Annotated in this window: 19 protein-coding genes; 11 read left to right on the top strand and 8 right to left on the bottom strand. The window is 67.1% G+C overall.

All coding sequences use genetic code 11. The annotated features are described in order from the left end of the window. Positions 1 to 65 precede the first annotated feature (65 nt). The 5 genes from METY_RS01555 (at position 66) to METY_RS01535 (ending at position 7,925) form a co-directional block, all read left to right on the top strand. Entirely contained in the window at positions 66 to 650 is a 585-nt protein-coding gene (locus METY_RS01555) for a TetR/AcrR family transcriptional regulator (RefSeq protein WP_103119629.1), read from the top strand. Positions 651 to 1,159: 509 nt separating this feature from the next. Beyond that, the gene (locus tag METY_RS01550; RefSeq protein ID WP_103119628.1) at positions 1,160 to 2,245 is read left to right on the top strand and encodes an efflux RND transporter periplasmic adaptor subunit; all 1,086 of its coding nucleotides are present in this window, start codon (positions 1,160 to 1,162) and stop codon (positions 2,243 to 2,245) included. Further along, positions 2,242 to 5,346, top strand: coding sequence for an efflux RND transporter permease subunit (locus METY_RS01545; protein ID WP_103119627.1), 3,105 nt, complete (start codon positions 2,242 to 2,244; stop codon positions 5,344 to 5,346). Before METY_RS01550 ends, METY_RS01545 begins: the two co-directional genes overlap by 4 nt. A gap of 294 nt (positions 5,347 to 5,640) precedes the next feature. Continuing rightward, positions 5,641 to 6,705, top strand: a complete 1,065-nt coding sequence (locus METY_RS01540; RefSeq protein ID WP_103119626.1) for a polysaccharide pyruvyl transferase family protein — start codon at positions 5,641 to 5,643, stop codon at positions 6,703 to 6,705. A gap of 122 nt (positions 6,706 to 6,827) precedes the next feature. Further along, positions 6,828 to 7,925, top strand: coding sequence for a polysaccharide pyruvyl transferase family protein (locus tag METY_RS01535; protein ID WP_103119625.1), 1,098 nt, complete (start codon positions 6,828 to 6,830; stop codon positions 7,923 to 7,925). A 74-nt stretch (positions 7,926 to 7,999) separates the two neighbouring features. On the opposite strand, the gene METY_RS01530 is transcribed toward METY_RS01535, so the two are convergent. The 5 genes from METY_RS01530 to METY_RS01510 form a co-directional block, all read right to left on the bottom strand. Next, a complete protein-coding gene (locus tag METY_RS01530) occupies positions 8,000 to 9,097 on the bottom strand; it encodes a glycosyltransferase family 32 protein (RefSeq protein ID WP_103119624.1) in 1,098 nt (365 codons plus the stop codon). A gap of 283 nt (positions 9,098 to 9,380) precedes the next feature. Further along, complete coding sequence (locus METY_RS01525; protein WP_103119623.1) at positions 9,381 to 10,202, bottom strand: ABC transporter permease; 822 nt, start codon at positions 10,200 to 10,202, stop codon at positions 9,381 to 9,383. After that, the gene (locus tag METY_RS01520) at positions 10,199 to 11,131 is read right to left on the bottom strand and encodes an ABC transporter permease (RefSeq protein ID WP_103119622.1); all 933 of its coding nucleotides are present in this window, start codon (positions 11,129 to 11,131) and stop codon (positions 10,199 to 10,201) included. Before METY_RS01520 ends, METY_RS01525 begins: the two co-directional genes overlap by 4 nt. Positions 11,132 to 11,141: 10 nt before the next feature. Beyond that, the gene (locus METY_RS01515) at positions 11,142 to 12,302 is read right to left on the bottom strand and encodes an ABC transporter ATP-binding protein (protein ID WP_103119759.1); all 1,161 of its coding nucleotides are present in this window, start codon (positions 12,300 to 12,302) and stop codon (positions 11,142 to 11,144) included. Between the two features lie 207 nt (positions 12,303 to 12,509). After that, positions 12,510 to 13,616, bottom strand: a complete 1,107-nt coding sequence (locus METY_RS01510) for a polyamine ABC transporter substrate-binding protein (protein ID WP_103119621.1) — start codon at positions 13,614 to 13,616, stop codon at positions 12,510 to 12,512. 392 nt (positions 13,617 to 14,008) lie between these two features. On the opposite strand from METY_RS01510, the gene METY_RS01505 reads away from it, so the two are divergent. The 3 genes from METY_RS01505 to METY_RS01495 are packed head-to-tail and all read left to right on the top strand — an operon-like array spanning position 14,009 to position 17,223. Further along, positions 14,009 to 15,409 (top strand): glutamine synthetase family protein, encoded by a 1,401-nt coding sequence (locus METY_RS01505; RefSeq protein ID WP_103119620.1) that lies wholly within the window; start codon positions 14,009 to 14,011, stop codon positions 15,407 to 15,409. Between the two features lie 10 nt (positions 15,410 to 15,419). After that, a complete protein-coding gene (locus tag METY_RS01500) occupies positions 15,420 to 16,700 on the top strand; it encodes an NAD(P)/FAD-dependent oxidoreductase (protein WP_103119619.1) in 1,281 nt (426 codons plus the stop codon). A 46-nt stretch (positions 16,701 to 16,746) separates the two neighbouring features. Continuing rightward, positions 16,747 to 17,223 (top strand): hypothetical protein, encoded by a 477-nt coding sequence (locus METY_RS01495; protein ID WP_103119618.1) that lies wholly within the window; start codon positions 16,747 to 16,749, stop codon positions 17,221 to 17,223. Positions 17,224 to 17,230: 7 nt separating this feature from the next. On the opposite strand, the gene METY_RS01490 is transcribed toward METY_RS01495, so the two are convergent. Next, positions 17,231 to 18,898: a DHA2 family efflux MFS transporter permease subunit gene (locus tag METY_RS01490; protein ID WP_244593469.1), complete on the bottom strand. Its 1,668-nt coding sequence runs from the start codon at positions 18,896 to 18,898 to the stop codon at positions 17,231 to 17,233. Positions 18,899 to 18,927: 29 nt separating this feature from the next. Beyond that, positions 18,928 to 20,184: an HlyD family secretion protein gene (locus METY_RS01485; RefSeq protein ID WP_103119617.1), complete on the bottom strand. Its 1,257-nt coding sequence runs from the start codon at positions 20,182 to 20,184 to the stop codon at positions 18,928 to 18,930. Between the two features lie 869 nt (positions 20,185 to 21,053). Between METY_RS01485 and METY_RS01480 the strand changes: the two genes are divergently transcribed. The 3 genes from METY_RS01480 to METY_RS01470 all read left to right on the top strand — a co-directional run bounded on the left by METY_RS01480 (position 21,054) and on the right by METY_RS01470 (position 23,500). Beyond that, positions 21,054 to 21,689 (top strand): TetR/AcrR family transcriptional regulator, encoded by a 636-nt coding sequence (locus tag METY_RS01480; protein ID WP_103119616.1) that lies wholly within the window; start codon positions 21,054 to 21,056, stop codon positions 21,687 to 21,689. A gap of 91 nt (positions 21,690 to 21,780) precedes the next feature. After that, complete coding sequence (rlmN, locus tag METY_RS01475; RefSeq protein WP_103119615.1) at positions 21,781 to 23,010, top strand: 23S rRNA (adenine(2503)-C(2))-methyltransferase RlmN; 1,230 nt, start codon at positions 21,781 to 21,783, stop codon at positions 23,008 to 23,010. Positions 23,011 to 23,041: 31 nt separating this feature from the next. Further along, the gene (locus METY_RS01470) at positions 23,042 to 23,500 is read left to right on the top strand and encodes a hypothetical protein (protein WP_103119614.1); all 459 of its coding nucleotides are present in this window, start codon (positions 23,042 to 23,044) and stop codon (positions 23,498 to 23,500) included. Positions 23,501 to 23,739: 239 nt separating this feature from the next. Here the strand turns inward: METY_RS01470 and rplS are convergent, their stop codons facing one another. After that, positions 23,740 to 24,159 carry a 50S ribosomal protein L19 gene (rplS, locus tag METY_RS01465; RefSeq protein ID WP_020187861.1) on the bottom strand — a complete coding sequence of 140 codons (420 nt, stop codon included), beginning with the start codon at positions 24,157 to 24,159 and terminating at the stop codon, positions 23,740 to 23,742. Positions 24,160 to 24,162 lie beyond the last annotated feature (3 nt).

Here is a 24,162-nt window from a genome sequence, read left to right as displayed (position 1 = left end):
ATTGTAATCGCCCTGCATGAGGCGCGATCCTGTTCTGCTGATCGCGCGGAAAGGGAGACAGCCGGATGCCGCTCAGCAAGGAGCACAAGGCCGCGACGCGGGAGCGGATCCTGTCGCAGGCTGCGGCCCTGTTTCGGCGCGACGGAGTCGACGGCGTCAGCGTGCCCGCCCTCATGAAGGAGGCCGGGCTCACCCACGGCGGCTTCTACGCGCACTTCCCCTCGAAGGACGCGCTGATCGCCGAGGCTGTGCGTCGCTCGCTCCACGAGACGGCCGATCACCTGGTCGCCGCGGCCGAACGGTCTGGCGACGGCGGGAAAGAACGCGTGGCGGCCGTGATCGACGAATACGTGGCGCCGGGGCACCGCGATCGTCCGGAGAGCGGCTGCGCCGTCGCGGCGCTGGGGGCTGAAACGTCGCGCGGGGACGCGCTGGTCCAGCGGGCCATGGCCGATGGCGCCCGGGACTCCTTCGAGCGCCTGAGCAAAGCGCTCGGCCTTGGCGACACGGCGAGCGACGAGGTGCTCGCGCTCTACGCCGGGATGATCGGCGCAATCGTGCTGGCGCGCGCCTGCGGGGACGACAAGGCGCTGTCCGAGCGCGTCCTCGACGTCTGCCGCGAGCGCCTGAAGATGAGCTTTCCGACCTGACCGCCGCGGCGGCCGTGCGCCAATCGGGGCGATGAGCCGCGATCCGCGCGACCGGCCCACGCTCCGGCGGCCGCCGTCGCAGGCTTTATGGCGGGCGGCCTAATGCGCTGACCCGCGGCGGCCCGGAGCCGCGTATGCCAACGATGTTCGAGACCTGCAGGCTGCGGGACGATCCCGTCCCGCGGCGGAGGATCGCGAACATGCCGTCGCTCCCCGCCTGCCGCCCGAGCAGACGCCCCCCGCCGATTGCGCCAGCTAAGCGCGGCGATGACCCACGCTGGATGGTCCCGCCGCGCAGCCTAAGGGCTTGCGCTGGGAAAAGCGCCACGGCCGGCCTCCGACGTGGACCGTTGGGTCGCATGACACGCCCAGGCCGAAGGCCGACCGCAGCAGCGGCGCAGCGCGCGGACCACGGCTCGCGGAGGAGGTCGCCGAGAATCCGCTTGCGTGCGACGCCGTGCCTTTTTATATGATGATCGTAATTTGTAAAGTCTCAGGGGGACGAACCGATGCCGAGCGTCCGCATTGCCTGCCTGATCAGCGTTGCGACCGCGGCGCTCGCGCTAGCCGCCTGTAAGCCGGAGGCGCAGGCGGACCCGCGTCAGGCGCCTCGCATCGTGCAGGTGGCGCCGGTGGAGCCAGCCGCGGCCCAGCGCCGGGTCTTCACCGGCGTGGTCGCGGCGCGCGTCCAGAGCAACCTCGGCTTCCGGGTGCCCGGCAAGATCGTCGAACGCCTGGTCGACACCGGCGTGAGCGTCCGGGCGGGTCAGCCGCTGATGCGCATCGACCGCACCGACCTCGACCTCGCGATCACGTCACGCGAGCGCGCGGTGGCGTCGGCGGAGGCCGTTCAGAAGCAGGCCGCGGCCGATGAGGTCCGGTACCGCGAGCTCCGCAAGGCGGGATGGTCGACCCAGCAGCGCTACGAGCAAGCCAAGGCGGCGCTGGACACAGCCAACGCGCAGCTCGAGGCGGCGCGGGCGCAGGCCCAGGTGGCGCGGAACGAGAGCGCCTACTCCATCCTCTTGGCCGATGAAGACGGCGTCGTCGTCGAGACGCTGGCGGAGCCGGGCCAGGTCGTCTCGGCCGGGCAAGCCGTCCTGCGGGTCGCCCACAGCGGTTCGCGGGAGGCTTCGATCAGCCTGCCGGAGTCGGTGAGGCCGGACATCGGGTCCGAGGCCGCGGCCAGTCTCTACGGCGGAGAGGTGAAGGGGCCCGCGAAGCTGCGCCAGCTGTCCGACGCGGCCGATCCCCGCACCCGGACCTACGAGGCGCGCTACGTGCTTGGCGGTGACGCCGCCCGGGCGCCGCTCGGCGCGACCGTCTCCGTGACGCTCAGCATGGCCCCAGACGGGGCGTCCGCGCGCGTGCCCTTGGCGGCGTTGAACGACGACGGCTTCGGCTTTTTTGTCTGGGCGATCGAGGACGGGCCACGACTTCAGCGGAGACCTGTCAGGGTCGAGCGCCTGGGGGCCGACGTCGCGACGCTCAGCGGCGGGGTCGCGCCCGGCGAGGCGGTGGTCGCCACCGGCGGCCGGTTCCTGCGCGAAGGCGACCCGATCCGCATCGCCGAGCAGAAGGCCGCGATGCAATGAGCGGCTGGAACCTGTCCGCGCTCGCTGTCCGCGAGCGCGGAATCACGCTCTTCCTCATTCTTGCGATCATCGTGTCCGGCCTGGTCGCCTACCTCAAGCTCGGGCGTGCGGAAGACCCGCTGTTCACCGTGAAGGTGATGACGGTCACGGCCGTCTGGCCCGGCGCGACCGCCCAGGAAATGCAGGCCCTCGTCGCCGATCCGATCGAGAAGAAGCTCCAGGAGCTGCAGTATTACGACCGGGTCGAGACCCTGGCGCGGCCGGGGCTCTCGCTGTCGACCGTCACGTTTCTGGACGCCACGCCGCCCGAAGCCGTGCCCGGGCAGTTCTACGAGGCGCGAAAGAAGCTCGAGCTCGGCGACCTCAAGACCCGGCTGCCGCAAGGAACGTTGGGACCCTTCGTCAACGACGAATATTCCGACGTCGTTTTCGCGGTTTACGCGCTGAAGGGTCACGGACTGCCGGAACGGCAGCTGGTGCGACACGCCGAGACCGTGCGCCAGCGCTTGCTGCACCTGCCCGGGGTGAAGAAGGTCGACATCGTGGGCGAACGCCCGGAGCAGATCTTCGTCAACTTCTCCTATGCGCGGCTTTCGACGCTCGGCGTCAGCCCCGGCGACGTTTTCGCCGCCCTCCAGCGGCAGAACGCCGTGACGCCCGCCGGTTCGGTCACGACATCGGGCCCCGAGGTGGTCGTGCGTCTGGACGGAGCGCTCGACAGTCTCGATCGCATCCGCGAGACGCCGATCGTCTCGAACGGACGCATTCTCAAGCTCTCCGACATCGCCACTGTCGAGCGCGGCTACGAAGATCCGCCGACGCTGCTGGTCCGCAACGGCGGCGAGGAGGCGTTGATCCTCAACGTCGTCATGAAGGAGCGCTGGAACGGCCTCGACCTTGGCGCTGCGCTCGCTCAAGCCGAGACGACGCTTGGCGCGGACCTGCCGGTCGGCGTGACGATCTCGAAAGTCACCGACCAGGCCGTGAACATCGAGGAGGCCATCGGCGAGTTCACGCTGAAGTTCTATGTGGCGCTCGCCGTGGTGATGATCGTGTGCCTCATCAGCCTGGGCTGGCGGGTCGGCATCGTGGTCGCGGCGGCCGTGCCGCTTACGCTCGCGATCGTGCTGGTCGTCATGATGGTCACGGGCCGGATGCTGGACCGCATCACGCTTGGCGCCCTGATCCTCTCCCTCGGTCTCCTGGTCGACGACGCCATCGTCGCGATCGAGATCATGGTGGTGAAGCTCGAGGAGGGGCTGAACCGGGTCGAAGCCGCGACCTACGCCTGGTCCCACACGGCCGCGCCGATGCTTGCCGGCACGCTCGTCACCGTGATCGGCTTCCTGCCGGTGGGCTTCGCGAAGTCGAGCGCGGGCGAATACGCTGGAAACATCTTCTGGGTCACCGGCTTCGCCCTGATCGCCTCCTGGGTCGTGGCGGTCGCCTTCACGCCGTACCTCGGCGTGAAGCTGCTGCCGGACATCAAGAAGATGCCAGGCGACGCCCACCACCAGATCTACGCGACTCCCATGTTCGAGCGCTTCCGCCGGCTCGTCGGCTGGTCGATCCGGCGCAAGTTCGTCGTCGCGGGCATGGTGGCGGCGACGTTCGTCGCCGCGATCGTCGGCATGGGCGCGGTGAAGCAGCAGTTCTTCCCGACCTCCGATCGTCCCGAGGTGCTGATCGAAGTCCAGATGCCCGAAGGCACGGGGATCAACGTCACGAGCGCGATCACCCGTCGCGTCGAGGACTGGCTGCTCAAGCAGCCGGAGGCCAAGGTGGTGACGGCCTACGTGGGCGCGGGGGCGCCCCGCTTCTTCCTCGCCTACAACCCTGAACTGCCCGATCCCTCCTTCGCCAAGATCATCGTGCTGACGGGGAGCGAAGAGCAGCGCGAGGCGCTGAAGCGCCGGGCACGGCAAGCGGTCGCCGACGGCCTCGCGCCGGAAGGTCGCGTCCGCGTCACCCAGCTCGTCTTCGGCCCCTACGCCCGCTTCCCCGTCGCGTTTCGCGTCATGGGGCCGGATCTCACGGTCCTGCGCGACGTCGCGAACCAGGTGCAGGCCGTCATGCAGGCCAATCCTCACACCCGCACCGTCAACCAGGACTGGGGCGAACGGGCGCCGACGGCCCGTTTCGTGCTCGACCAGGACCGGCTGCAGTCGATCGGGCTGACCACGGCGGACGTCTCGCAGCAACTCCAGGTTCTGCTGCGCGGCGCCACCGTCAGCCAGATCCGCGAGGACATACGGACCGTCGCGCTGGTGGTGCGCAGCGACCTCGGCGCCGCGCCGGACCTCGACCGGCTAGGCGACCTCACCGTCATCAACAGCGGTGGGCAGATGGTGCCGCTCGCCCAGATCGGGCGCGTGGAGACGCGGCCCGAGGATCCGGTGACGCGGCGGCGAAACCGGATCCCGACCATCACCGTCCAGAGCGACATCGACGAGAGCCTACAGCCGCCGCAGGTCACCGCTGAGGTGTTCAAGGCGTTGGCGCCCACGATAGCAGCGCTTCCTCCGGGTTACCGCATCGAGATCGGCGGCAACGCCGAGGAGTCGGACAAGGCCAACGCGGCTCTCGCTCCGATCTTCCCGGTCATGATCGGTTTCATTCTGCTGGTGTTGATCGTTCAGGTTCGCAGCTTCGCGGCGATGTTCATGGTGTTCCTTACCGCGCCGCTTGGCCTCGTCGGGGTCGTGCCCACCTTGCTGCTGTTTGGCGTGCCGTTCGGGTTCAACGGCATCCTCGGACTGATCGGCCTGTCGGGCATCCTGATGCGCAACACGCTCATCCTGATTGGCCAGATCCACACCAACAAGGAGGAGGGTATGAACCCCTATCAGGCGGTGGTGGAGGCGACCGTCCAGCGGGCGCGTCCGGTCGTGCTGACGGCGCTCGCGGCCGTCTTCGCCTTCGTGCCGCTGACCACCTCGGTGTTCTGGGGTTCGCTCGCCTACACCCTGATCGGCGGGACCGCGGCGGGCACAGTCCTCATCCTGCTCTTCCTGCCGGCGCTCTACGCGATCTGGTTCCGCATCCGACCCGAGACAGGCGCAAGCCCGGCGCCGCAAGCGGCGGCGCCAAGCATGGCGTAACCCTCCGTTCGCCTGCGGAACCCCTCATATTCGTCCGCGCCGAACGAGCCGAAGGTGAAGGCGCAGCCGCCTCGGCTCGCTCGGCCACGACACGCGTTCTCCGGCGGAAGGTCCCACGTCATGTCATGGGCGAGCGGCGACCAAGGCGCCGCGCGGACACACCGGCGCTGCGATGCAGCAAAATACGGCCGCGTTCCGTTTATCTGGTCCGCCAATCATGATAGCTCTGAGGACGGTCTCCTAGGGGGAGTGCCGCCGTCACTACGGTGTTGTCATAAAGGAGGCGTTGCTCTGATGGATGAATTGCCTGGGTTGGTGGTTCGCGGTTTTTACGGAAACAACAACTGTGGCGATGAAGCTCTGCTCGCTACAATGATCCAGTATTTTTCCCAGGATTACAGAATAATTATATCTGCAAATAATCTTGTTTACGTCAAAGAAAAACTCATAACGCCGAAGATACCGCCGTACGACAAGCTGAAAGTGATCTGGAGCTTGAACCGGGGGGCCTTGGCGGCGCCTGACGTTGCCGGCCTGCTCCTGGGCGGCGGCGGTCTGGGCCTCGGTTTTGGCTGGGATCAGTACATGTTCGCCTGGCGGTACGGAAAGAAGATCATCCACACCGGCGTTCACATCACGGAAGAGTTTATCTCGGAGAACTCTGCAGACTTCAACAACGTGACGTCGACATTCCTGCGCGCCGCGAATTTCTTCAGCGTGCGCCATCGCCGGTCGATCGTCGTGGCGGAAAAGCTGGGCGTGCATCCGAAGTACGTTCCGGATTGGGCGTTCGGCCTCAATCAGACCGAGGGGCCCAAGCCCAAGGGCGACTACATCGTCGTCACGGTCCGGGCCGACACGAACCGCAACAATCCCCGGACCGCGGTTTTTCTGAAGAGCATCATGGATTACGCCGCGGGCGAAGGGCTTGGCGTGGCGCTCGTTCCCTTCGACGCGAGCGACCAGAATCTCACCCGCACCTTGAACATCAAGGGCGAGATGATGGGCAACCTCTTCAGCAAGCCGACCTACGTCAAGTATCTGCTGGGGCAGGCGAAAGCGGTGTTTTCGCTCGGCCGTTATCATCCGCTCGTGTTCGGAATGTCGAACGACGTTCCGACCTTCAGCCTGGACACCGTCCGGCCCGGGCGGTCCGACGACAAGACCTGCCTCCAGCTGGTCGAGGACGGCCTCGAGGACTTCCATTTCCCCACAGACCGGATTGACGAGTTCACGCCGGCGGAGATCGCTCGCCTCGTCCGCCTCTATCGCGACGGCGGCCTTTCGAAGCCCTTCCTCGGGCACAAGGCCGCGGTCGACCAAGCGGCCGCCGACATTCTCCAGGTGCTGAAATCGTAACGTCGCGCCGAGCGTCTGGACCCGCCCGAACGAGCGCTTGAAGCTCAGGGCGCCGCTGCGGGAATGCGCTTGCTTTCAGGAATCGCTTTCGAACATCCTTACGCGGCGACAGGAGCCGAACATTGCCGAAACCCACTTCCGCCGCCAAAGTCGATCCGAAGTCGTCGCCCAAGCAGGTGGTCCTTCGCGGGTTCTTCGCGAAAGGCAATATGGGGGACGAGGCGCTCTCGCACTCCATCATCCGCCACATCGGGCCCGAGTTTTCGTACAAGTTCGCACTGAACTCGCCGGCGCTCGACGCGACGACCACACACTGGCCGTACAAGGGGGCCAAGTGCATCGACTCCCTTAATCGCGGGGAGGTCATGAAGCCGGATGTCTGCGGGTTTTTCCTGGGCGGCGGCGGCCTGGGGCTGGGCTTCGGCTACAACCAGATGATCTGCGCCCGGCGGGCCGGGAAAGCCATCGTGCACTCAGGCGTGCACATTCACGAGGACTTCTTCTCGAAGAAGGACCCGGTGATGGTGGAGGCGAGCCGGGCCATGCTCAAGCTCGCGCACGTCACCACCGTTCGCGACCGGCTCTCGATCGACGTGCTGACGCACTACGACGTGCCGGGCGAGTGGGCCCCGGACTGGGCCTTCGGCCTGAAGGCCGAACCCTGGGCCGCGCCATTGCCCAGCTCCGACTACATCGTGGTCACGTTCCGCGCCCGGCCGCCGGACGACGTCGAGCTCATCACGCCTTGGCTTCAGGGCGTTCGGGATTTCGCGTCTTCCCTCGGGTGCGAGATCGTCATCGTGCCCTTCGACGCCGGCGACGCCAAGCTCGCCGCGAAGCTGGGCTTCGGCGACCAGACGATCAAGGATCTCTACTTCGAGCCCGAAAAGGCGAAACACGTCATTGCCGGGGCCCGCGCTGTGGTGTCCTTCGGCCGGTTTCATCCCGTCGTGTTCGCCCTGGCGGAGCACGTGCCCGCCTTCGCGGTGGACTTCTGGTTCGCGCGGGAGACCGGCCATAAGACAACCCTTCTCCTGCGCGAGGACGGGATGGAGGAGGGCATCTATCATCGCGGACTGCTGGACGACTTCACGGCCGACAAGCTCGGCGCGCGGTTGTCGCGGCTGCAGGCGAAGATGAAGAAGAAGCCCTTCGCCAACTATCCAACGATGCTCGCGGATCTCGGCAAGCGCATCCAGACGCTGATGCACGCCCACTGACCTGGGCCGGTCGTCGCCCCGCGCCGGGCGGCGACCGGGAGGCCTTAGACGAGCGGGCGACGCCCGCTTGGTCTCTAACGCCAGGGCTTCGCGCTGAAGAAGAGCATCGTTCTCTTCTTGTTGATGTCCCGCAGGGCTTTGTGACGATCATCGAAATCGGCTTTGCCAAGGCTGCCGACGTGGTCGGGCGAGATCGTGTTGCAGGCGCCGACCAACGAGGCCGTCAGCAGGCAGGCGCCGACGCTCCACCAGGCCGATTCCTGCGGCATCCGCCGCCAGGACGGCTCCATGGCGTCGAAATAGCGCCTCATCACGGGGTGCCCGGCCGTGCCGCCGAGCACGGAGTTGGTGACGTAGAGGCCGCCCGCCGTCATCTTCCGATAGGACTTCGAGGCGAGGCAGAGCATGCCGCGCATGGGCAGCACCTCGTGGAGGGAATAGCCCGTGTCCACCGGGAACATGTCCATGTCCAGGTAGAGCCCGCCGTGCAGCGCCAGGATCTCCGCCCGCAGGATGTCGGCCGCGCCGGCAAACCTCTTCTGGCCGTAGAAGCTCCGGAACGGCGCTCCTGAGTAGCAGCTCAGCGTCCTGCAGGCGTCCTCATCCCACAGGCGGTACCTATAGCCGTACTTTTCGCACCACTCGCCCCATTCGTCCTGGGGCTGCTGCGGCGCCGCCCTTCCGCCGATCCAGATCTGGTGGATCGTGCGCGGGATCTCACGGCCGCCATGCTCGCTGACCTCGCGCATGAAATCGAAGCCGACATGAGGGAGATGCGTGAAGTGTCTCGGCTCGGGCGAACGGAGCGTCGTCAGTCCAGCCTCGACGATGGAGTCGCTGCTCTTCTGGGCCAGGCGGAAGCGCAGCGCGTGCTCGCGCGCCGTATAGCCGGCCCGTGACAGAATGGATCCCTCTGGGCGGACCCGCACGGCGTTCTCTAGAAGGTGGGCCGTCGCGTCATGATGTTCGTTCTTCATGGCGGCGGACGCCAGATAGACGACCTCTTCGTAGTCCGTGAGATCAAGCGTCAGGATCTCGGCGACGGTCGCGGCGACCACGTCCTGGGGGTTCGTCGCAGGATTGAGGCGGCTGGCCAGACGCCTGATCTCGAACGGCATAACGTGGGTCGACGCCGACCCCGAGTCGGAGTCAAGATTTTCAGCCATCGCCATGCGGAAAGATCCTTCAATGTGTTGTAGGAGATGAACGCGAATACAGCAGCAAGATGATTGCGGGTGTCGATTTACGGGGAATATCGGATGCGTGAGCGCTCCCCGAGCTCGACGCGCTGAAGTCCAAGCGGAACTGGCCGGCACGCTATATTTGAGTCATGACCGCGGGCGCGCCGTGCGTCGGAACGCCCGCCCGATCATGAATACGGCACCCAGACAGCCTCCAAACGGCGCCGCGCGGTTCAAGCTCTCTTCCCCTCGTTCGCGTCCTGGCCTCCAGTCATCACCGCCCCGCGGCGGCGGCGCGCTCGGCCTTCACCCGCTCGGATTCCGCCCGCTTCGTGGCGATCGACGCGGCGATGACGCCGATGGTGACGATGGCGATCATGATGGTGCAGACCGCGTTGATCTCAGGCTTCACGCCGAGCCGCACCGACGAGTAGATCCGCATCGGCAGCGTGGTCGCGCTCGGGCCGGTGGTGAACTGGGAGATCACCAGGTCGTCGATCGAGAGCGTGAAGGCCAGCATCCAGCCCGAGACGATCGCCGGCAGGATGATGGGCAGCGTCACCACCAGGAAAGTCTTGAACGGCGGGCAGCCAAGGTCCATCGCCGCCTCTTCGAGGCTCTTGTCGAAGGTGATCAGCCGCGACTGCACCACCACCGCCACAAAGCACATCGAGAACGTGACGTGCGCCAGCACCAACGTTAGGAAGCCGCGGTCGAGGCCGATCGCCACGAACAGCAGCAGCAGCGACAGGCCGGTGATCACCTCCGGCATCACGAGGGGCGCATAGACCATCCCTGAGAACAGGGTGCGGCCGGGAAACCGGGTCATGCGGGTAAGCGTGACGGCGGCGAGCGTGCCGAGCACGGTCGCGAGCGTCGCCGAGATCAGCCCAAGCCGCACCGTGACCCAGGCGGCCTCGAGCAGCTGCTCGTTGTGGAGCAGCGCCGCGTACCAGCGCGTCGAGAACCCGCCCCAGACGGTCACCAGCTGGCTGTCGTTGAACGAGTAGATCACCAGCAGCACGATCGGCAGATAGAGGAACGCGAACCCCAGCGTGAGCGCGACGATGTTGACGGAGGAGAGCCCCTTTCTCACGTCTTCGCCCCCACTTCGCGGGCCTGCACGTTGTTGTAGATCGCGATCGGCAGCACGAGCACCAACAGCAGCAGCACGGCGATCGCCGAGGAGACCGGCCAGTCGCGGTTCATGAAGAACTCGTTGTAGAGCGTCTTGCCGATCATCAGCGTCTCGGAGCCGCCGAGCAGGTCAGGGATGACGAACTCGCCGACCGCGGGAATAAAGACGAGGAAGCAGCCCGCGATCACGCCCGGCAGCGAGAGCGGCACGGTGATCTGCCAGAACGCCTTCCACGGCGGCGAGCCGAGGTCCGCCGCCGCCTCCAGCAGCGTGTCGTCGAGCTTCTCGAGGCTGGCGTAGAGGGGCAGCACCATGAATGGCAGGTAGGAGTAGACGATGCCGATGAAGACCGCGGTCTCGGTGTTCATGATGTAGAGCGGCTCGGAGATGATCCCGGTTCCGAGCAGGAAGGCGTTCAGCAGGCCCTCAGGGCTCAGGATCCCGATCCACGCGTAGACGCGGATCAGCAGCGAGGTCCAGAACGGCAGGATGACCGCCATCAGCAGCATCGGGCGCCAGCCCTTGGGCGCGCGGGCCATGCCGTAGGCCATGGGATAGGCGATTAGCAGCGTCAGCAGCGTCGCGATGGTGGCGATGCGCAGGCTCGAGACATAGGAGGCGACGTAGAGCTCGTCCTCGAACAGGATGCCGTAGTTCTCGGCGTCGAGCCCGGCCCACCAGTCCTTGATCCCCTGCCAACCCTGCGCGAGGTCGAGCAGCGGCGTATAGGGCGGCTGCGCGATCACCGTGTCGGAGAACGAGATTTTGAGGACGATGAAGAACGGCGCGAGGAAGAAGACCAGCAGCCAGAGATAGGGAATGGCGATGACGAGCCGCCGCCCCCAGGGGCTGGCTCCGGCGGGCGTGGGCGCGGACGCGTCGGTCATGGCCGCTCCCTCAGCTCGACAGCAGGACGCCCGCGTCCGGCGCGAACCAGACATGGACCTTGTCGTCCCAGGCGACCGGCTGTGTCTCGCTGCGCATGACGTTGGCGCGGCTGACGCGGACGATCTTTTCGGAGTTTTCGGCCTTCACCAAAAACACGGTCCAATCGCCGAGGTAGGCGATGTCCCAGACCTCGCCCTTGAGCACGTTGGCCGCGTCCGCTGGCGGCGGATCGATCGATATCCGCACCTTCTCGGGCCGCACCGCGAGCGCCACGCTGGCGCCGGGGGCGGCTTCGCCGGCGGCGCTGAACGTCGCGCCGACCTCCGCGCTCTTCAGCGTCACGAGGCCGCCGGCGCTTGCGGCGACCTCGGCCTCGAACAGGTTGATGTCGCCGATGAAGCCGGCGACATAGCGGCAGCTCGGCTGCTCGTAGATTTCGCCAGGGGTCGCGACCTGCACCAGCTTGCCGTGGTTCATGACCGCGATCCGGTCCGCGACCGTCATCGCCTCCTCCTGGTCGTGGGTCACGATCAGGAAGGTGAGCCCGAGCTCCATCTGGAGGTCCATCAGCTCGAACTGGGTTTCCTCGCGCAGCTTCTTGTCGAGCGCGCCGAGCGGTTCGTCCAGCAGCAGCACCTTGGGTCGTTTCGCGAGCGAGCGCGCGAGCGCCACGCGCTGCCGCTGCCCGCCGGAAAGCTGGTGCGGCTTGCGGCTCGCGAAGGGCTCGAGCTTGACGAGCCGTAGCATCTCCTTCACCCGCGCCTCGATCTCGGCCTTCGGCAGCTTGTCCTGCTTGAGGCCGAAGGCGATGTTCTGCTCCACCGACATGTGCGGGAACAGCGCGTAGGACTGGAACATCATGTTCACGGGCCGCCGGTAGGGCGGCACGCCGACAAGGTCCTGCCCTGCGAGCGTGATCCGGCCTGACGTCGGCTCCTCAAAGCCCGCGAGCATGCGCATCAGCGTGGTCTTGCCGCAGCCGGAGGGGCCGAGCAGGGCGAAGAACTCGCGGCCGTGGATGTCGATCGACACGTCGTCGACGGCGGTAAAGTCGCCGAACCGCTTCACGACGTTCTCGAAGCGGATGAGCGGGACCGCGGACGGATCGAGCCAGGGCGCGAAGGAGCGCCGGATGGGACCGAGGGCTTTCTGGGCGGGCTTCAGCGCCATGAGGTCATCCAGCCGCGGGAGGAGAGGGAGATGCTTGAGGGCGTCGCGGTCGCAGCGACGCGGAGCCGGGATCATGCGCAGGATGCGTCTCCGCCGCAGGATGGTCCGGCTCGACCGGACCATCCACGCCCGACGCGGCGCTTGACGGATGGGATAAATCCTCCGGTCAAGCCGGAGGAGGACGCGCGTCAATTGGCGGCGCTAGGCCTAGCGCCCGCTCTTCGCCTTCGTCCAGGCGCGGGTGAGGGCGCGCTGGGTCTTGCTGTCCTCGATCGTCGGCACGGTGTAGAGCCGCGCGAACACCTCCGGCGTCGGATAGATCGCTGGGTTGGTCTTCACGCTCTCGTCGATGAACTCTTGCGACTTCAGATTGCCGTTGGCGTAGGAGACGAAGTTCGTCGCCTTGGCCGCCACCTCCGGCTGGAGGACGTAGTTCAGGAAGGCGTGAGCCTCTTCCACGTGCGGCGCGTCCGCGGGGATCGCCATCTGGTCGAACCAGAGCTGGGCGCCCTCCTTCGGAAGCGAATACTCGACGTTGACGTTCTTCTTCGCTTCTTCCGCGCGGCTCTTGGCCTGGAAGATGTCGCCGGAATAGCCGACGGCCACGCAGATGTTCCCGTTGGCCAGGGAGTTGATGTACTCCGAGGAATGGAACTTGGTGACGTAGGGCTTCAGCTTGGCGAGGTGCTCCGCCGCCTTCTCCACGTTCTTCACGTCCGACCAGTCCGGCGGCAGGCCGAGATAGGTCATGACCGACGGCAGAAGGTCCTCGGGGCTGTCGAGGAACATGACCCCGCAGCCCTTCAGCTTTTTCAGGTTCTCAGGGTCGTAGACCAGCTTCCAGCTGTCGGTCGGCGCGTTGGGGAACGCCTTCTTCACCTTGTCGACGTTGTAGCCGATGCCGGTCGTGCCCCACATGTAGTTGATGGAGTAGGCGTTGTCCGGATCGTACTTCGCGATGCGCTGATAGATCTCAGGCCAAGCGTTTGAAATGTTCGGAAGTTTGGACTTGTCGAGCTTCTGGAAAACTCCGGCTTTGATCTGACGCGACAGGAAGGTCGCGGTCGGCACCACCACGTCGTAGCCGGTCTTGCCGGCGAGAAGCTTGGTTTCGAGAATTTCGTTGGAGTCGAAGACGTCGTAGACGACCTTGATGCCGGTCTCCGCCTCGAAGTCCTTCAGGATCTGCTCGTCGATGTAGTCCGACCAGTTGTAGATCCGCACTTCCTTCGCCTGCGCCAGCGCCTGCCCTGTCAACGCCAGAGCGAAGCCGCACGCCGCGATGAGCGATCGCGCCAAACGTTTCGACGTCATTCGTCGCTTCTCCAAATCCCCGGATGGACCGCCCCGCGACGGCCGTCGACGGCAACGCTAGCCTTGGCGCGTGACGCGCACAACACATTCTCTGCCCGCTCGCGCGCCATGCCTCGAATCGATGCGGCGCCGCAGCGATTGATTTGGTCCGCGCCCTCAGGCAGGCTTGAGGCGCGTCGGAGGATCCGGCGTCGGGCGGATCCGCACCGCCTCGCGAGCGCTCCTCGACCTCCTGCGATCGACCCGATCCGGAGCGCGCCGCAAGCAGCGACAGGCCCTTCCGGGCCTTGCGCGCCGTCGCTTTGTCCGCTGGCTCGGGTCAAGCCGTGAGACGGCCTCTTCCGTTCGTCGAGCGGGACGGGGGCCGTGCGGCGCCATCTCGAAGGTGCTTGATGAGCAAGAAAAAGCGCAGCGGCCTCAAGGAGGCGATCGCCGACCGTAGGGGCGCGGCGTCGGCCGAGGACGCGCGCCAGTGGGTGCTCGACCGGGGCATCGAGGAGCTCGAATGCGTCGTGCCGGACCAAGCCGGCGTCGCGCGGGGCAAGATCATGCCGGCGGCGAAGTTCTTCGCCTCGCCCACCATGAACATGCCGTCCTCGATCTTTCACCAGACCATTTCCGGCGGCTACGCGGCCGACGACGAGCCCGGCGGCGGCGACCCGGCGGACAGCGACCTGGTGCTCGAGCCGGACTTCTCCACGCTCGCGGTGGTGCCCTGGGCCTCCGACCCGACGGCGCAGATCATCCACGACGCCTTCCACCGCGACGGCCGCCCCGTCGAGGTCTCGCCGCGCCAGCTGCTGAAGCGTGTGGTGGACCTCTACGCCAACAAGGGGTGGACCCCGGTGATCGCGCCGGAGATCGAATTCTACCTCGTCAAGCCGAACACCGATCCCGACTATCCCCTGGAGCCGCCGATCGGCCGGTCGGGACGCCCGGAGACCGGGCGGCAGTCCTACTCGATCTCGGCTGTGAACGAGTTCGACGAGCTGTTCGAGGACATCTACGACTTCTCCGAGGCCCAGGGGCTTGAGATCGACACGCTCATCCACGAGGAGGGCGCGGCGCAGATGGAGATCAACCTGCGGCACGGGCACCCCCTCGCTCTGGCCGACCAGGTCTTCATGTTCAAGCGCACGATCCGCGAGGCGGCGCTCAAGCACAACATCTACGCCACCTTCATGGCTAAGCCGATCGCGAACGAGCCGGGTTCGGCCATGCACATCCACCAGTCGGTGGTGGACGCGGACGGCGCCAACCTGTTCTCCGACAAGCACGGCAAGCCTTCGTCCGAATTCTTCTCCTTCCTCGGCGGCACGCAGAAGTATCTGCCGACCGTGATGTGCGTGATGGCTCCCTACGTGAACTCCTACCGCCGGCTGACGCGGCAGTCCTCGGCCCCCATCAACGTGCAGTGGGGCTACGACAACCGCACGACCGGGATCCGCGTGCCGCCCTCGGGGCCCTCGGCGCGGCGCGTCGAGAACCGGGTGCCGTCGTCCGACGCCAACCCCTATCTCGCTATCGCCGCATCGCTCGCCTGCGGCTATCTCGGGATGATGGAGGGCCTCACCCCGTCCGAGCCGATCGACGGCTCGGCCCACGGCCTCGACTACGACCTGCCGCGCGGCCTGCTGGAGGCGGTCGCCACCTTCGAGCAGTGCGAGGCGCTGCAGAACGTGTTCGGCAAGACCTTCACCGCCACCTACGCGGCGATCAAGCGCGCCGAGTTCGAGACCTTCATGCGCGTCATCAGCCCGTGGGAGCGGGAGTACCTGCTGCTGAACGTGTGAGGGCCACATTGTGACGGGCGTCTTCCCGCCTGCGGCCTCCTACTACGCCGCGGTCAACCCGGCGCCTCGACCGCGTCCGCCTTTGCGGGGCGAGAACCGGGCCGACGTCGCGATCGTCGGCGCCGGCTTCACGGGGCTGTCCGCCGCGCTGCGTCTGGCGACGCGCGGCGCGCGGGTCGTCGTGCTCGAGCAGGCGCGGGTCGGCTGGGGCGCCTCGGGGCGGAACGGCGGTCAGGTTCACACCGGGCAGCGCCACGAGCAGGACGAGCTCGAACGGGTCGTCGGCCGCGACGACGCCCGCAAGCTGTGGGACATGGCCGAAGACGCAAAGGCGCTCCTAAAGGAGCTGATCAACCGCCATGACATCGCCTGCTCTTATGAGCAAGGCCTGATCCACGCCGATCATAAGCCGGCTTACGTCCGCGAAACCCATCGCTACGCCGAGAAGCTCGCGCGCGACTATGACTATCCCCATGTCGAGCCGCTGGACCGCGACCGCTTGCGGGCGCTGGTGAAAAGCGACCAGTACCACGGCGGCTCGATCGACCACGGCGGCGGCCATCTCGATCCTCTGGCGCTGACGTTCGGCCTCGCCCGCGCGGCGGAGACGGCGGGAGCCACAGTGCACGAGGGCTCCCGCGTTCTTAGTCTGAAGCCAAACGGCCGCGTGGTGCTGGAGACCGCCGAAGGCACGGTCATCGCCGATCACGCGCTGATCTGCACCGACGGCCTGCTGGACGGGGTGCAGCCGGCGGTCGAATCCCACGTCATGCCGATCGCGAACCACATCGCGACGACGGAGCCGCTCGGCGAGCGCCTGCAGGACGCGCTGACCAGCCGCGCCGCGGTCTCCGACAGTCGTTTCGTCGTCTATTACTTCCGCCCGACGCCGGACGGCCGGTTGCTTTTCGGAGGCGGCGAAACCTATTCCACCACGCTTCCAAAGGACGTGGCCCCGATCGTCCGCGGCCACTTGGAGAAGGTGTTCCCGCAGTTGAAGGGCGTGCGGCTCGACCATGCCTGGGGCGGCGTGCTGGGCGTGACGCCGACGCGGCATCCCTTCGTGCGACAGGTCGCGCCGAACGTACTGGTGGCTGCAGGCTATTCGGGGCAGGGTGTGCTGCTCGGCCCGATGTTCGGGACGATCCTGGCGGACGCCGTCGCCGGCCAGCTCGGAAGCTTCGACCTCTTGGGCCGGCTCCCTGTTCCGGCGTTCCCAGGCGGAACCTGGCTCCGGAAGCCCATCCTCGTGGCCGCCATGAGCTATTTCGCGCTCCGTGACCGACTCTGAGCCCTCGCGAGATCAAGGGCGCTCTGTAGCCCTAATCGCCGCCGCGGTGTTCCTGACCGTCGCGTTGGTCTTCGGTTCGATCGCCGGTTACTGGCTCGCGTTCCGCGACGGCGCTTACGACATGATCGCGGTGATGGGCGGCGCCGCCTGGGCCTGCGTGTCGGTTGTGGCGGCGCTCGCCCTCGCCGCGCGGGCCGGACCAATCCTCGGCGTCTCGCGGCGTGGTCGAACGACCTCTGTCGGAGCGGCCGCGGATCCCGAAGCCTTGCGCGCCGAGGCCTGGGCGGTCGACGGCGTCGAATGGCGGGGTGAGGCCAGCGTCCCGTTCGACGCGCCAGGACCCACGCTCTTCATGTTGCTGTCGGGGATTGCGCTCGGCTGCGCGGGCGTCGCCCTGTGGTGGGCCGGCCGGATCACGCTCGGAGGCGTCGCCGTGACGTTCGGGATCGGCGGTTTTCTCGTCTACTGGGCCTGGTTGGCGTGGTCCATCAGGCGGGCCGAGACGAAAACGCCGCCCGAGTGAGTGGCGGTCAATGCGCCGGCGCAGCCGGGCTGTTCGGATTGGGTCTCCGGACCAGCGGGACGAGCACGACGAGCGCCGCGAACAGGATCGCGAGCGCCCAGAACAGGTCGGCGAAGGCCAGCACCAAGCCCTGTTGCCGCACCATGTTCGACACCTGCTTCACCGCCGCAAGCTCAGCGTCGGAGCCGAGGCGGGCGCTGAACGCGTTGGTCATGGCCGAGAGCTGTTCCTCGGCGACGGCGCGGCCCCAGGTCACGTTCTCGCGCAGCCGCAGCATGTGCAGGTCCTGCCGCTCGTTCAGGAACGTGTTGATGAAGGCGAGCCCAAAGGCACCCCCAAGGTTGCGCATGAGGTTGAACAGCCCGCTCGCGTTCTTGAGCTTCTGCGGCGGCAGGGTGGCGAGCGACACCACGTTGATCGGCACCATGCACATCATCAGCGAGACGCCGCGGAGCGCTTGGGGAACGAACAGGTCCCAGAAGGCCCAGTCCTTGGTGATGTACGTCAGGTCGAGGCAGGACACGCCGAAGCCCAGAAAGCCCGCGCCGATGAGCCAGCGCGGGTCGACCTTGCGGGAGAGCACGCCGACGACCGGCGCGGTCATGAACATGAACATGCCCGTGACGAACACCGTCTCGCCGATCTGGAGCGAGTCGTAACCTCGCACTCGGCCAAGGAAGACGGGATAGAGGTAGGTCATGCCGTAGAGGCCGACGCCCATGGCGAAGGTCAGCAGGGAGCCGACGGCGAAGTTGCGGTCGGCGTAGGCCCGAAGGTCGACCAGCGGGTCTTTCGCCGCGAAGCAGCGCCAGAAGAACGCGATCCCGCCGACGACCGAGACCACAGTCAGGACCCGGATCGTCTCATCCTGAAACCAGTCGTCGCGAGCGCCTTCCTCCAGCACGTATTCGAGACTGCCCAGAAAGGCCGCGAGCGCCGCCAGCGCGGCGTAGTCGAAGTTCTTGAGCAGGCCGAGGTCGGGCTCGTCGAAGTCCACCATCGTCCAGGCGATGAGGGTCGCCACAGCGCCCGGCACGACGTTGATCAGGAACAGCCAGTGCCAGGAGAACAGCTCGGTGAGATAGCCGCCGATGGTCGGTCCGACGGTGGGCGCGAGCGTCACGGTCAGCCCGACCAGCGCCATGATCGCCGGCTGATGGCGCTTCGGGAAGATGGTGTAGGCGGCGGCGAAGGCGGTAGGGATCATGCCGCCGCCGATGAACCCTTGGAGCGCGCGGTAGACGATCATTTCCGGCAGGGTCGTGGCCGTCGCGCAGAGAACGCTCGCAAGCGTGAATCCGGCGGCGGAGATTGAGAACAGCACGCGCGTCGAAAGCGCCCGACCGAGGTAGCCCGACAGCGGAATCATGATGACTTCGGCGATCAGGTAGCTCGTCTGCACCCAGGATATCTCGTCCGGGCTCGCCGACAGCCCCGCCTGGATCTCGGCCAGCGACGACGAGACGATCTGGATGTCCAGGATCGCCATGAACATGCCGAAGACGAGGGCGAGGAAGGCGATCAGTCGGCGCGGGGTGACGATCGGTTCGGCCGGGGCGCCCCCGGAAGGGGGTCCCGCGCCGGGGGCTCCATGAGCGCGGCCTGCGGACGCGTGGGGGACGCGGGTCTCGCCTGCAGGCCTTCCGCCGCCTGGGGGAAGGACGTCGTCGCTCATGACTCAGAGCTCCCCGGCGCGGGGTCTCGTCAGCGCGTCCCTGCGGACGCGCTGGATGGGGTGGCGGGCGTGGTGCGGATGTCGACGGTCGCGACGACGGAGAGTCCCGGCCGCAGCCGGCCCTTCGCGACGTCCTCGGCCGAAACGCGGATGCGCACGGGTACGCGCTGCACGATCTTGGTGAAGTTGCCGGTGGCGTTCTCCGGCGGCAGCAGGCTGAACACGGCGCCTGCGGCCGGCGCCAGGCTGTCGACCACGCCGGTCGCGTCGTGCTCGGGATAGGCGTCGACCGCGAGCCGGGCCGTCTGGCCGGGCGCGAGGTCCACGAGCTGGGTTTCTTTGAAGTTCGCGTCGACGTAGACGCGGTCGAGCGGCACCACCGCCAGCAGGCGCTTGCCCGGCGTCACGTAGTCGCCGGTCTGAACGCCCTTGTTGCCGACGACGCCGTCGAACGGCGCGCGGATGACGGTCGCGTCGTAGTCGCGCTGCCGCTGCGCGCGGTTAACCTCGAGTTCACCAAGCGTTCGCCTCGCCTCCGCCTTCTGCGCCACAAGCACGTCGCGGTTCGCCTTGGCCGCGGTCACGCCCGCTTCCGCGGACGCGTAGGACGCCACCGCCTGGTCCCGGGCCGCGCGCGCCTGGTCCAGGTTCTGCCGGCTGCCGTAGCTCGAGTTCACCAGCGCCTGGGCGCGCCCGAAGTCCGCGACCGTGCGGTCGCGCGCGGCGGAGGCGCTGTCGACCTGCGCCTGAGCCTGATCGATCTGCGCGGCGGAGGCCGCGATCTGGCTGTCAAACCGCAGGATCGAGGCCTGCTGGGTGGCGATCTTGGCGTTCGCAGCGTCGAGCGAAAGTTTGTAATCGCCCGGGTCGAGCGTGACGAGAGGCTCCCCGGCTTTGACCCGCGCGTTGTCTTCGACGGACACGGTCGCGACATAGCCGGAGATCTTGGGCGCCATCACGGCCATGTCGGCGCCCACGTAGGCATCGTCGGTCTCGACCATAAAGCGGCCGGTCGTCCACCAGTCGTAGCCGTACCAGAGGCCCGCAACCACCGCGACGACCGCGACCGCGCCGAAGATCAGGGTCTTGCGCGAACGCTTCGGAGGACCGGACGCGGACGGCACCTTGGTGGCGGCCTGCTCCGGGTTCGCCGGCGCTTCCGCCCGCGGCTGCTCGCCCACCGTCGTGCCGACGTCCCGGCGTGCGACCTCCTGCTGCGCGCCTGCGACCAGCCGGGGGCGCGACGGAGTAGCGGAGCGGGAAACGTCAGGCCGGGAAGTCGCCATCAGGTTGGTTTCCGGGGCGATCAAGGCTCCCGAGGGAGCGACAAAGATGACTGAACGGCCCGGATCACCCCGAGAGGGAGGCGGAGGCGGATGACCGAACCGTTCAGTCAACACAAGCTAGCGCCCGCGATGCGGCTTGGCAACATTGACCGAACCGTTCGGTCATTTCGGGCGGGCTCGTGTGACGTGCGCACAACTCTGTTCCGGCGTGAGCGGTGCTGCCGCTGGTGCGGCGACGTTCAGGGCCTCATGGGCTCCCAAGCGCGTCTGGATGGAAGCGGCGAAGTCCTTAGCCGGACTGGGGGAGTGGGGCTCAACCCCGTGTGTTTTCGGGTGTTGCCGATTACGTCCGCTCGGATCCCTCCGCCCCCGAACGCCGCGGGGTGAGGAGGCTGACCGGCGGACCAAGGGTTGCATAAAATGCGGTGCTGCCTTGCGGGCCACGCAAGGAGCAGATGTCGGAGGACGGCAGTCTGGAGCGAGGTGCTTTGGGGCCCGCGCGGATGATCGCGCGAGGGATCGCGGAAAGCTTAAGCGGCGCGTTGGGGGCATTCGGATGCGTCAGGATGAGCCCGAAAGCCGCGACCATCAGAACCGAAACTGGACGCGAGCGCGTAGGACGCCTAAGTTGACCGAACGGTTCGGTCAATTTAGGCCAACGAAACGGCGTCTCATGCCCTCACCACAGTTGGATTGCGCCACTGATTGCTCAGAGCTGAGGCGTCGATCGCAACGGAGCAATTAAGTCGCCCCCGCCCCATCGGCGGCGACAGACTAGCGCTCCACACGGCTTTGGCTCGCTTTGAGTCTGAGCGCGGATTCAATCAAGCACGAGCCGGCGCGTGCCGCCGGGAGAATTGAGAGACACCGTGACGGACGCCGCTCTGGTTCCCGACCATCTCGACAGCGCCAAACGGCGCCAGATCCTCGACGGGGCGCGCAGCGTGTTCTTGGCGCAGGGCTTCGACGGGGCCTCCATGGGCGAAATCGCCAAGGCGGCGGGCGTGTCGAAGGGCACGCTCTACGTCTACTTCGAGAGCAAAGAGGACCTGTTCGCCGCGCTGGTGAAGGCGCAATGCGCGCTGACCGCCGAGCGCCTTTTCGAGCTCGACGCTGACAATCACGACGTGCGGGAGGTTCTGCGGCGTCTCGGGCTGAGCTTCATCGAGGCGATGGTCGAGCCGTCGCATGTCTCCACCGTGCGCATGGTGATCGGCGCGGCGGACCGGCAGCCGGACATCGGCCAGCTCTTTTTGGGCGCAGGTCCGCGGCGTGGCGCGGCGCGGTTGGCGGCCTGGCTCGAGGCCAAGAACGCGCAGGGCGATCTCACAGTCTCGGACCCGGAACTCGCCGCCTGGCAGTTCCTCACGATGTGCCACAGTTCAGTGATGATGCCGGTGCTGATCGGGGGCGAGGCGCCTCCGCCGCCGGAGCGGGTGAGCTATGTCGTCGGGCGGGCGGTCGAGGTGTTTCTCGCCGCGTACGGACCGAAACAGGGCGCGTGAGCGCGCGCGGCCCGACGGGTCGCGTCGCGGGCCGTTTCGTGCTAGGGCTCCCGCCTCTTCAGAACATCAAGCCGTCGCCGACAGCCTCATCATGACCGCGCTCGACCTCACCCGTGGCAATCCCAACGCAGCGCCCGTCGGCGCCGGCGCCGCGTCGGCCGTCGCGCCCGCCGCCGGGAAGCCCTCGCTCGTGGGCCTTACGCGCGCCCGGCTGATGGCGGCGCTGGCGGACGCCGGCGTCCCCGAACGGCAGCTCAAGATGCGTGCGACGCAGCTTAACCACTGGCTGCACAACCGAGGCGTGGCGGATTTCGCCGCCATGACCAACGTGTCCAAGGATCTTCGCGCGGTGCTGGCGGAGGCTTATACCCTCGCGCGGCCGGAGATCGTCACCGAGCAGATCTCGGTGGACGGCACCCGCAAATGGCTTCTGCGGATGCCCTCGACCGGCCGCCACGACCGCGGCGCCGAGATTGAAACGGTCTACATCCCTGAGGAAGGCCGCGGGACGCTCTGCGTGTCGAGCCAGGTCGGCTGCACGCTGACCTGTTCGTTCTGCCACACCGGCACCCAAACGATGGTGCGCAACCTGACCGCGGCCGAGATCGTCGCGCAGGTCGTCGTCGCGCGCGACCGCTTGGGGGACTGGTTAGGCGCGGCCCCGGACGGCGCGGTCGTCCCGGAAGACGGCGGGCGCTTCGTCACCAACATCGTCTTCATGGGCATGGGCGAGCCGCTCTACAATCTCGACGGCGTGCGCGACGCGATCGAGGTCATTGCCGACGGGGAGGGGCTGGGCCTCGGCCGCCGCCGGATCACGGTGTCGACCTCGGGGGTCGTTCCCGAGATGCGGCGGCTTGGCGAAGAGACCGGCTCCCAGCTTGCGATCTCGCTCCATGCAGTGCGCGACGACCTCCGCGACGTGCTGGTGCCGATCAACAAGAAGTACCCGATCGCCCAGCTGATGGACGCCTGCCGCGCCTATCCCGGCGCTTCGAACGCTCGGCGCATCACGTTTGAATATGTGATGCTGAAGGGGATCAACGACAGCCCGGCCGAGGCGCGCGAACTGGTGCGCTTGCTCAAGGGCGTGCCGGCGAAGATCAACCTGATTCCGTTCAATCCCTGGCCCGGCAGCCCCTACGAGTGTTCGGACTGGGAGACGATCGAGCGGTTCTCGGAGATTGTGTTTCGCGCGGGCTACGCCAGCCCCGTGCGCACGCCGCGCGGCCGCGACATCTCGGCGGCCTGCGGCCAGTTGAAGTCCGAAACGAAGCGGCTGCGGGCGAAGGAGCGTTTGGCTCTCGAGGCGGCGGAGTGAGACTTTCCGACGTCTCGGAGCGTTGAGGGCGATGCTCGCCCAAATCGCCCTGCGTCTGTTGCTCGCGCCCGTCGGCTTCGTCTGCGGCCTCCTCGCAGGGTTCGCGACGCTCGCCGCGATCTCCGCGAGCGCCCTCGGCGACGTCGCCCTGTTTCCGGACGAGGTGGCTCTGCTTGGGATGGACTTCGCCGTCGGCGCGTGGACGATGGCGTTTCTGTTCGCCCCGTTGGTCGGCGCGCCGGCGATGGTCGCGGTCATCATCGGCGAGATGTTCGCAATCCGCACCTGGACCTATTACGCCGTCGTCGGGGCTCTCACCGCAGCTCTTCCCTGGGCGTTGCTGCCATCGGGCGTCGACGGCCCGCTGTTCCAGCCCGTGCAGGTGCTGGCCTGCGGCTTTGTCGGCGGCCTCGTCCATTGGCTTGTGGCCGGTCGTTCCGCGGGCGTGGTGGAGCCGGAGCCAGCGCCGCCTTCCCAGCCCCCGCACTGAAGATCCGCCTACCGCTCCTGTGAGCAAGTGGGGGACGGCCTCAAGCGCGGCCTTCCAGAGATACGATGACTGGTTGACGCTTGCGCCGTGCTGCGCGCGTTGGTCTTAGCGGTCCGAAACTCGGTCGCCGAATACGAGACCTGCGCATCACGTGACGAACGCACAAACGAAAACGGCGCGCCCTTGAGGAACGCGCCGTCTTCAGTTCCAACGCCGACGGGGCTAAGCCCGCCTGCAGATCACTCGGCGGCGGCGACCGCCGTCTTGGCCTTGCCGCCCTTCACCGAGCCCTTAGGGCTGCGGTCGGTCTTCTCGGCGATACGCGCCGACTTGCCGCGACGATCGCGCAGGTAATAGAGCTTAGCACGGCGCACCTTGCCGCGACGGACCAGCTTCACGCTGTCGATCAGCGGCGAGAACAGCGGGAACACGCGCTCCACGCCCTCGCCGTACGAGATCTTCCGCACGGTGAAGTTCTGGTTGAGGCCGCCGCCCGAACGCGCGATCACCACGCCTTCGTAGGCCTGAACGCGCACGCGCTCGCCTTCCTTGACCTTCACATTGACGATGACCGTGTCGCCCGGCGCGAAATCGGGGATCTCGCGCTTGGCCGAAACGGCCTCCATCTGCTCCTTGTCGAGCTGTTCGATAATGTTCATGGC

This window comes from Methylopila sp. Yamaguchi (genome assembly GCF_002897035.1).
Taxonomy (GTDB): domain Bacteria; phylum Pseudomonadota; class Alphaproteobacteria; order Rhizobiales; family Methylopilaceae; genus Methylopila.
The sequence above is the reverse complement of the archived record's forward strand: the minus strand, read 5'-3'. Positions and strand labels throughout refer to the sequence as shown.

What these genes read in the sequence shown, in the direction of transcription:
- METY_RS01530 (WP_103119624.1), bottom strand. Translation starts at nt 9,097, where the DNA reads ATGGCGATGGCTGAAAATCTTGACTCCGACTCGGGGTCGGCGTCGACC.
- METY_RS01550 (WP_103119628.1), top strand. Translation starts at nt 1,160, where the DNA reads ATGCCGAGCGTCCGCATTGCCTGCCTGATCAGCGTTGCGACCGCGGCG.
- METY_RS01485 (WP_103119617.1), bottom strand. Translation starts at nt 20,184, where the DNA reads ATGGCGACTTCCCGGCCTGACGTTTCCCGCTCCGCTACTCCGTCGCGC.
- METY_RS01555 (WP_103119629.1), top strand. Translation starts at nt 66, where the DNA reads ATGCCGCTCAGCAAGGAGCACAAGGCCGCGACGCGGGAGCGGATCCTG.
- METY_RS01490 (WP_244593469.1), bottom strand. Translation starts at nt 18,898, where the DNA reads ATGAGCGACGACGTCCTTCCCCCAGGCGGCGGAAGGCCTGCAGGCGAG.
- rplS (WP_020187861.1), bottom strand. Translation starts at nt 24,159, where the DNA reads ATGAACATTATCGAACAGCTCGACAAGGAGCAGATGGAGGCCGTTTCG.
- METY_RS01545 (WP_103119627.1), top strand. Translation starts at nt 2,242, where the DNA reads ATGAGCGGCTGGAACCTGTCCGCGCTCGCTGTCCGCGAGCGCGGAATC.
- METY_RS01510 (WP_103119621.1), bottom strand. Translation starts at nt 13,616, where the DNA reads ATGACGTCGAAACGTTTGGCGCGATCGCTCATCGCGGCGTGCGGCTTC.
- rlmN (WP_103119615.1), top strand. Translation starts at nt 21,781, where the DNA reads ATGACCGCGCTCGACCTCACCCGTGGCAATCCCAACGCAGCGCCCGTC.
- METY_RS01470 (WP_103119614.1), top strand. Translation starts at nt 23,042, where the DNA reads ATGCTCGCCCAAATCGCCCTGCGTCTGTTGCTCGCGCCCGTCGGCTTC.
- METY_RS01515 (WP_103119759.1), bottom strand. Translation starts at nt 12,302, where the DNA reads ATGGCGCTGAAGCCCGCCCAGAAAGCCCTCGGTCCCATCCGGCGCTCC.
- METY_RS01505 (WP_103119620.1), top strand. Translation starts at nt 14,009, where the DNA reads ATGAGCAAGAAAAAGCGCAGCGGCCTCAAGGAGGCGATCGCCGACCGT.
- METY_RS01540 (WP_103119626.1), top strand. Translation starts at nt 5,641, where the DNA reads ATGGATGAATTGCCTGGGTTGGTGGTTCGCGGTTTTTACGGAAACAAC.
- METY_RS01520 (WP_103119622.1), bottom strand. Translation starts at nt 11,131, where the DNA reads ATGACCGACGCGTCCGCGCCCACGCCCGCCGGAGCCAGCCCCTGGGGG.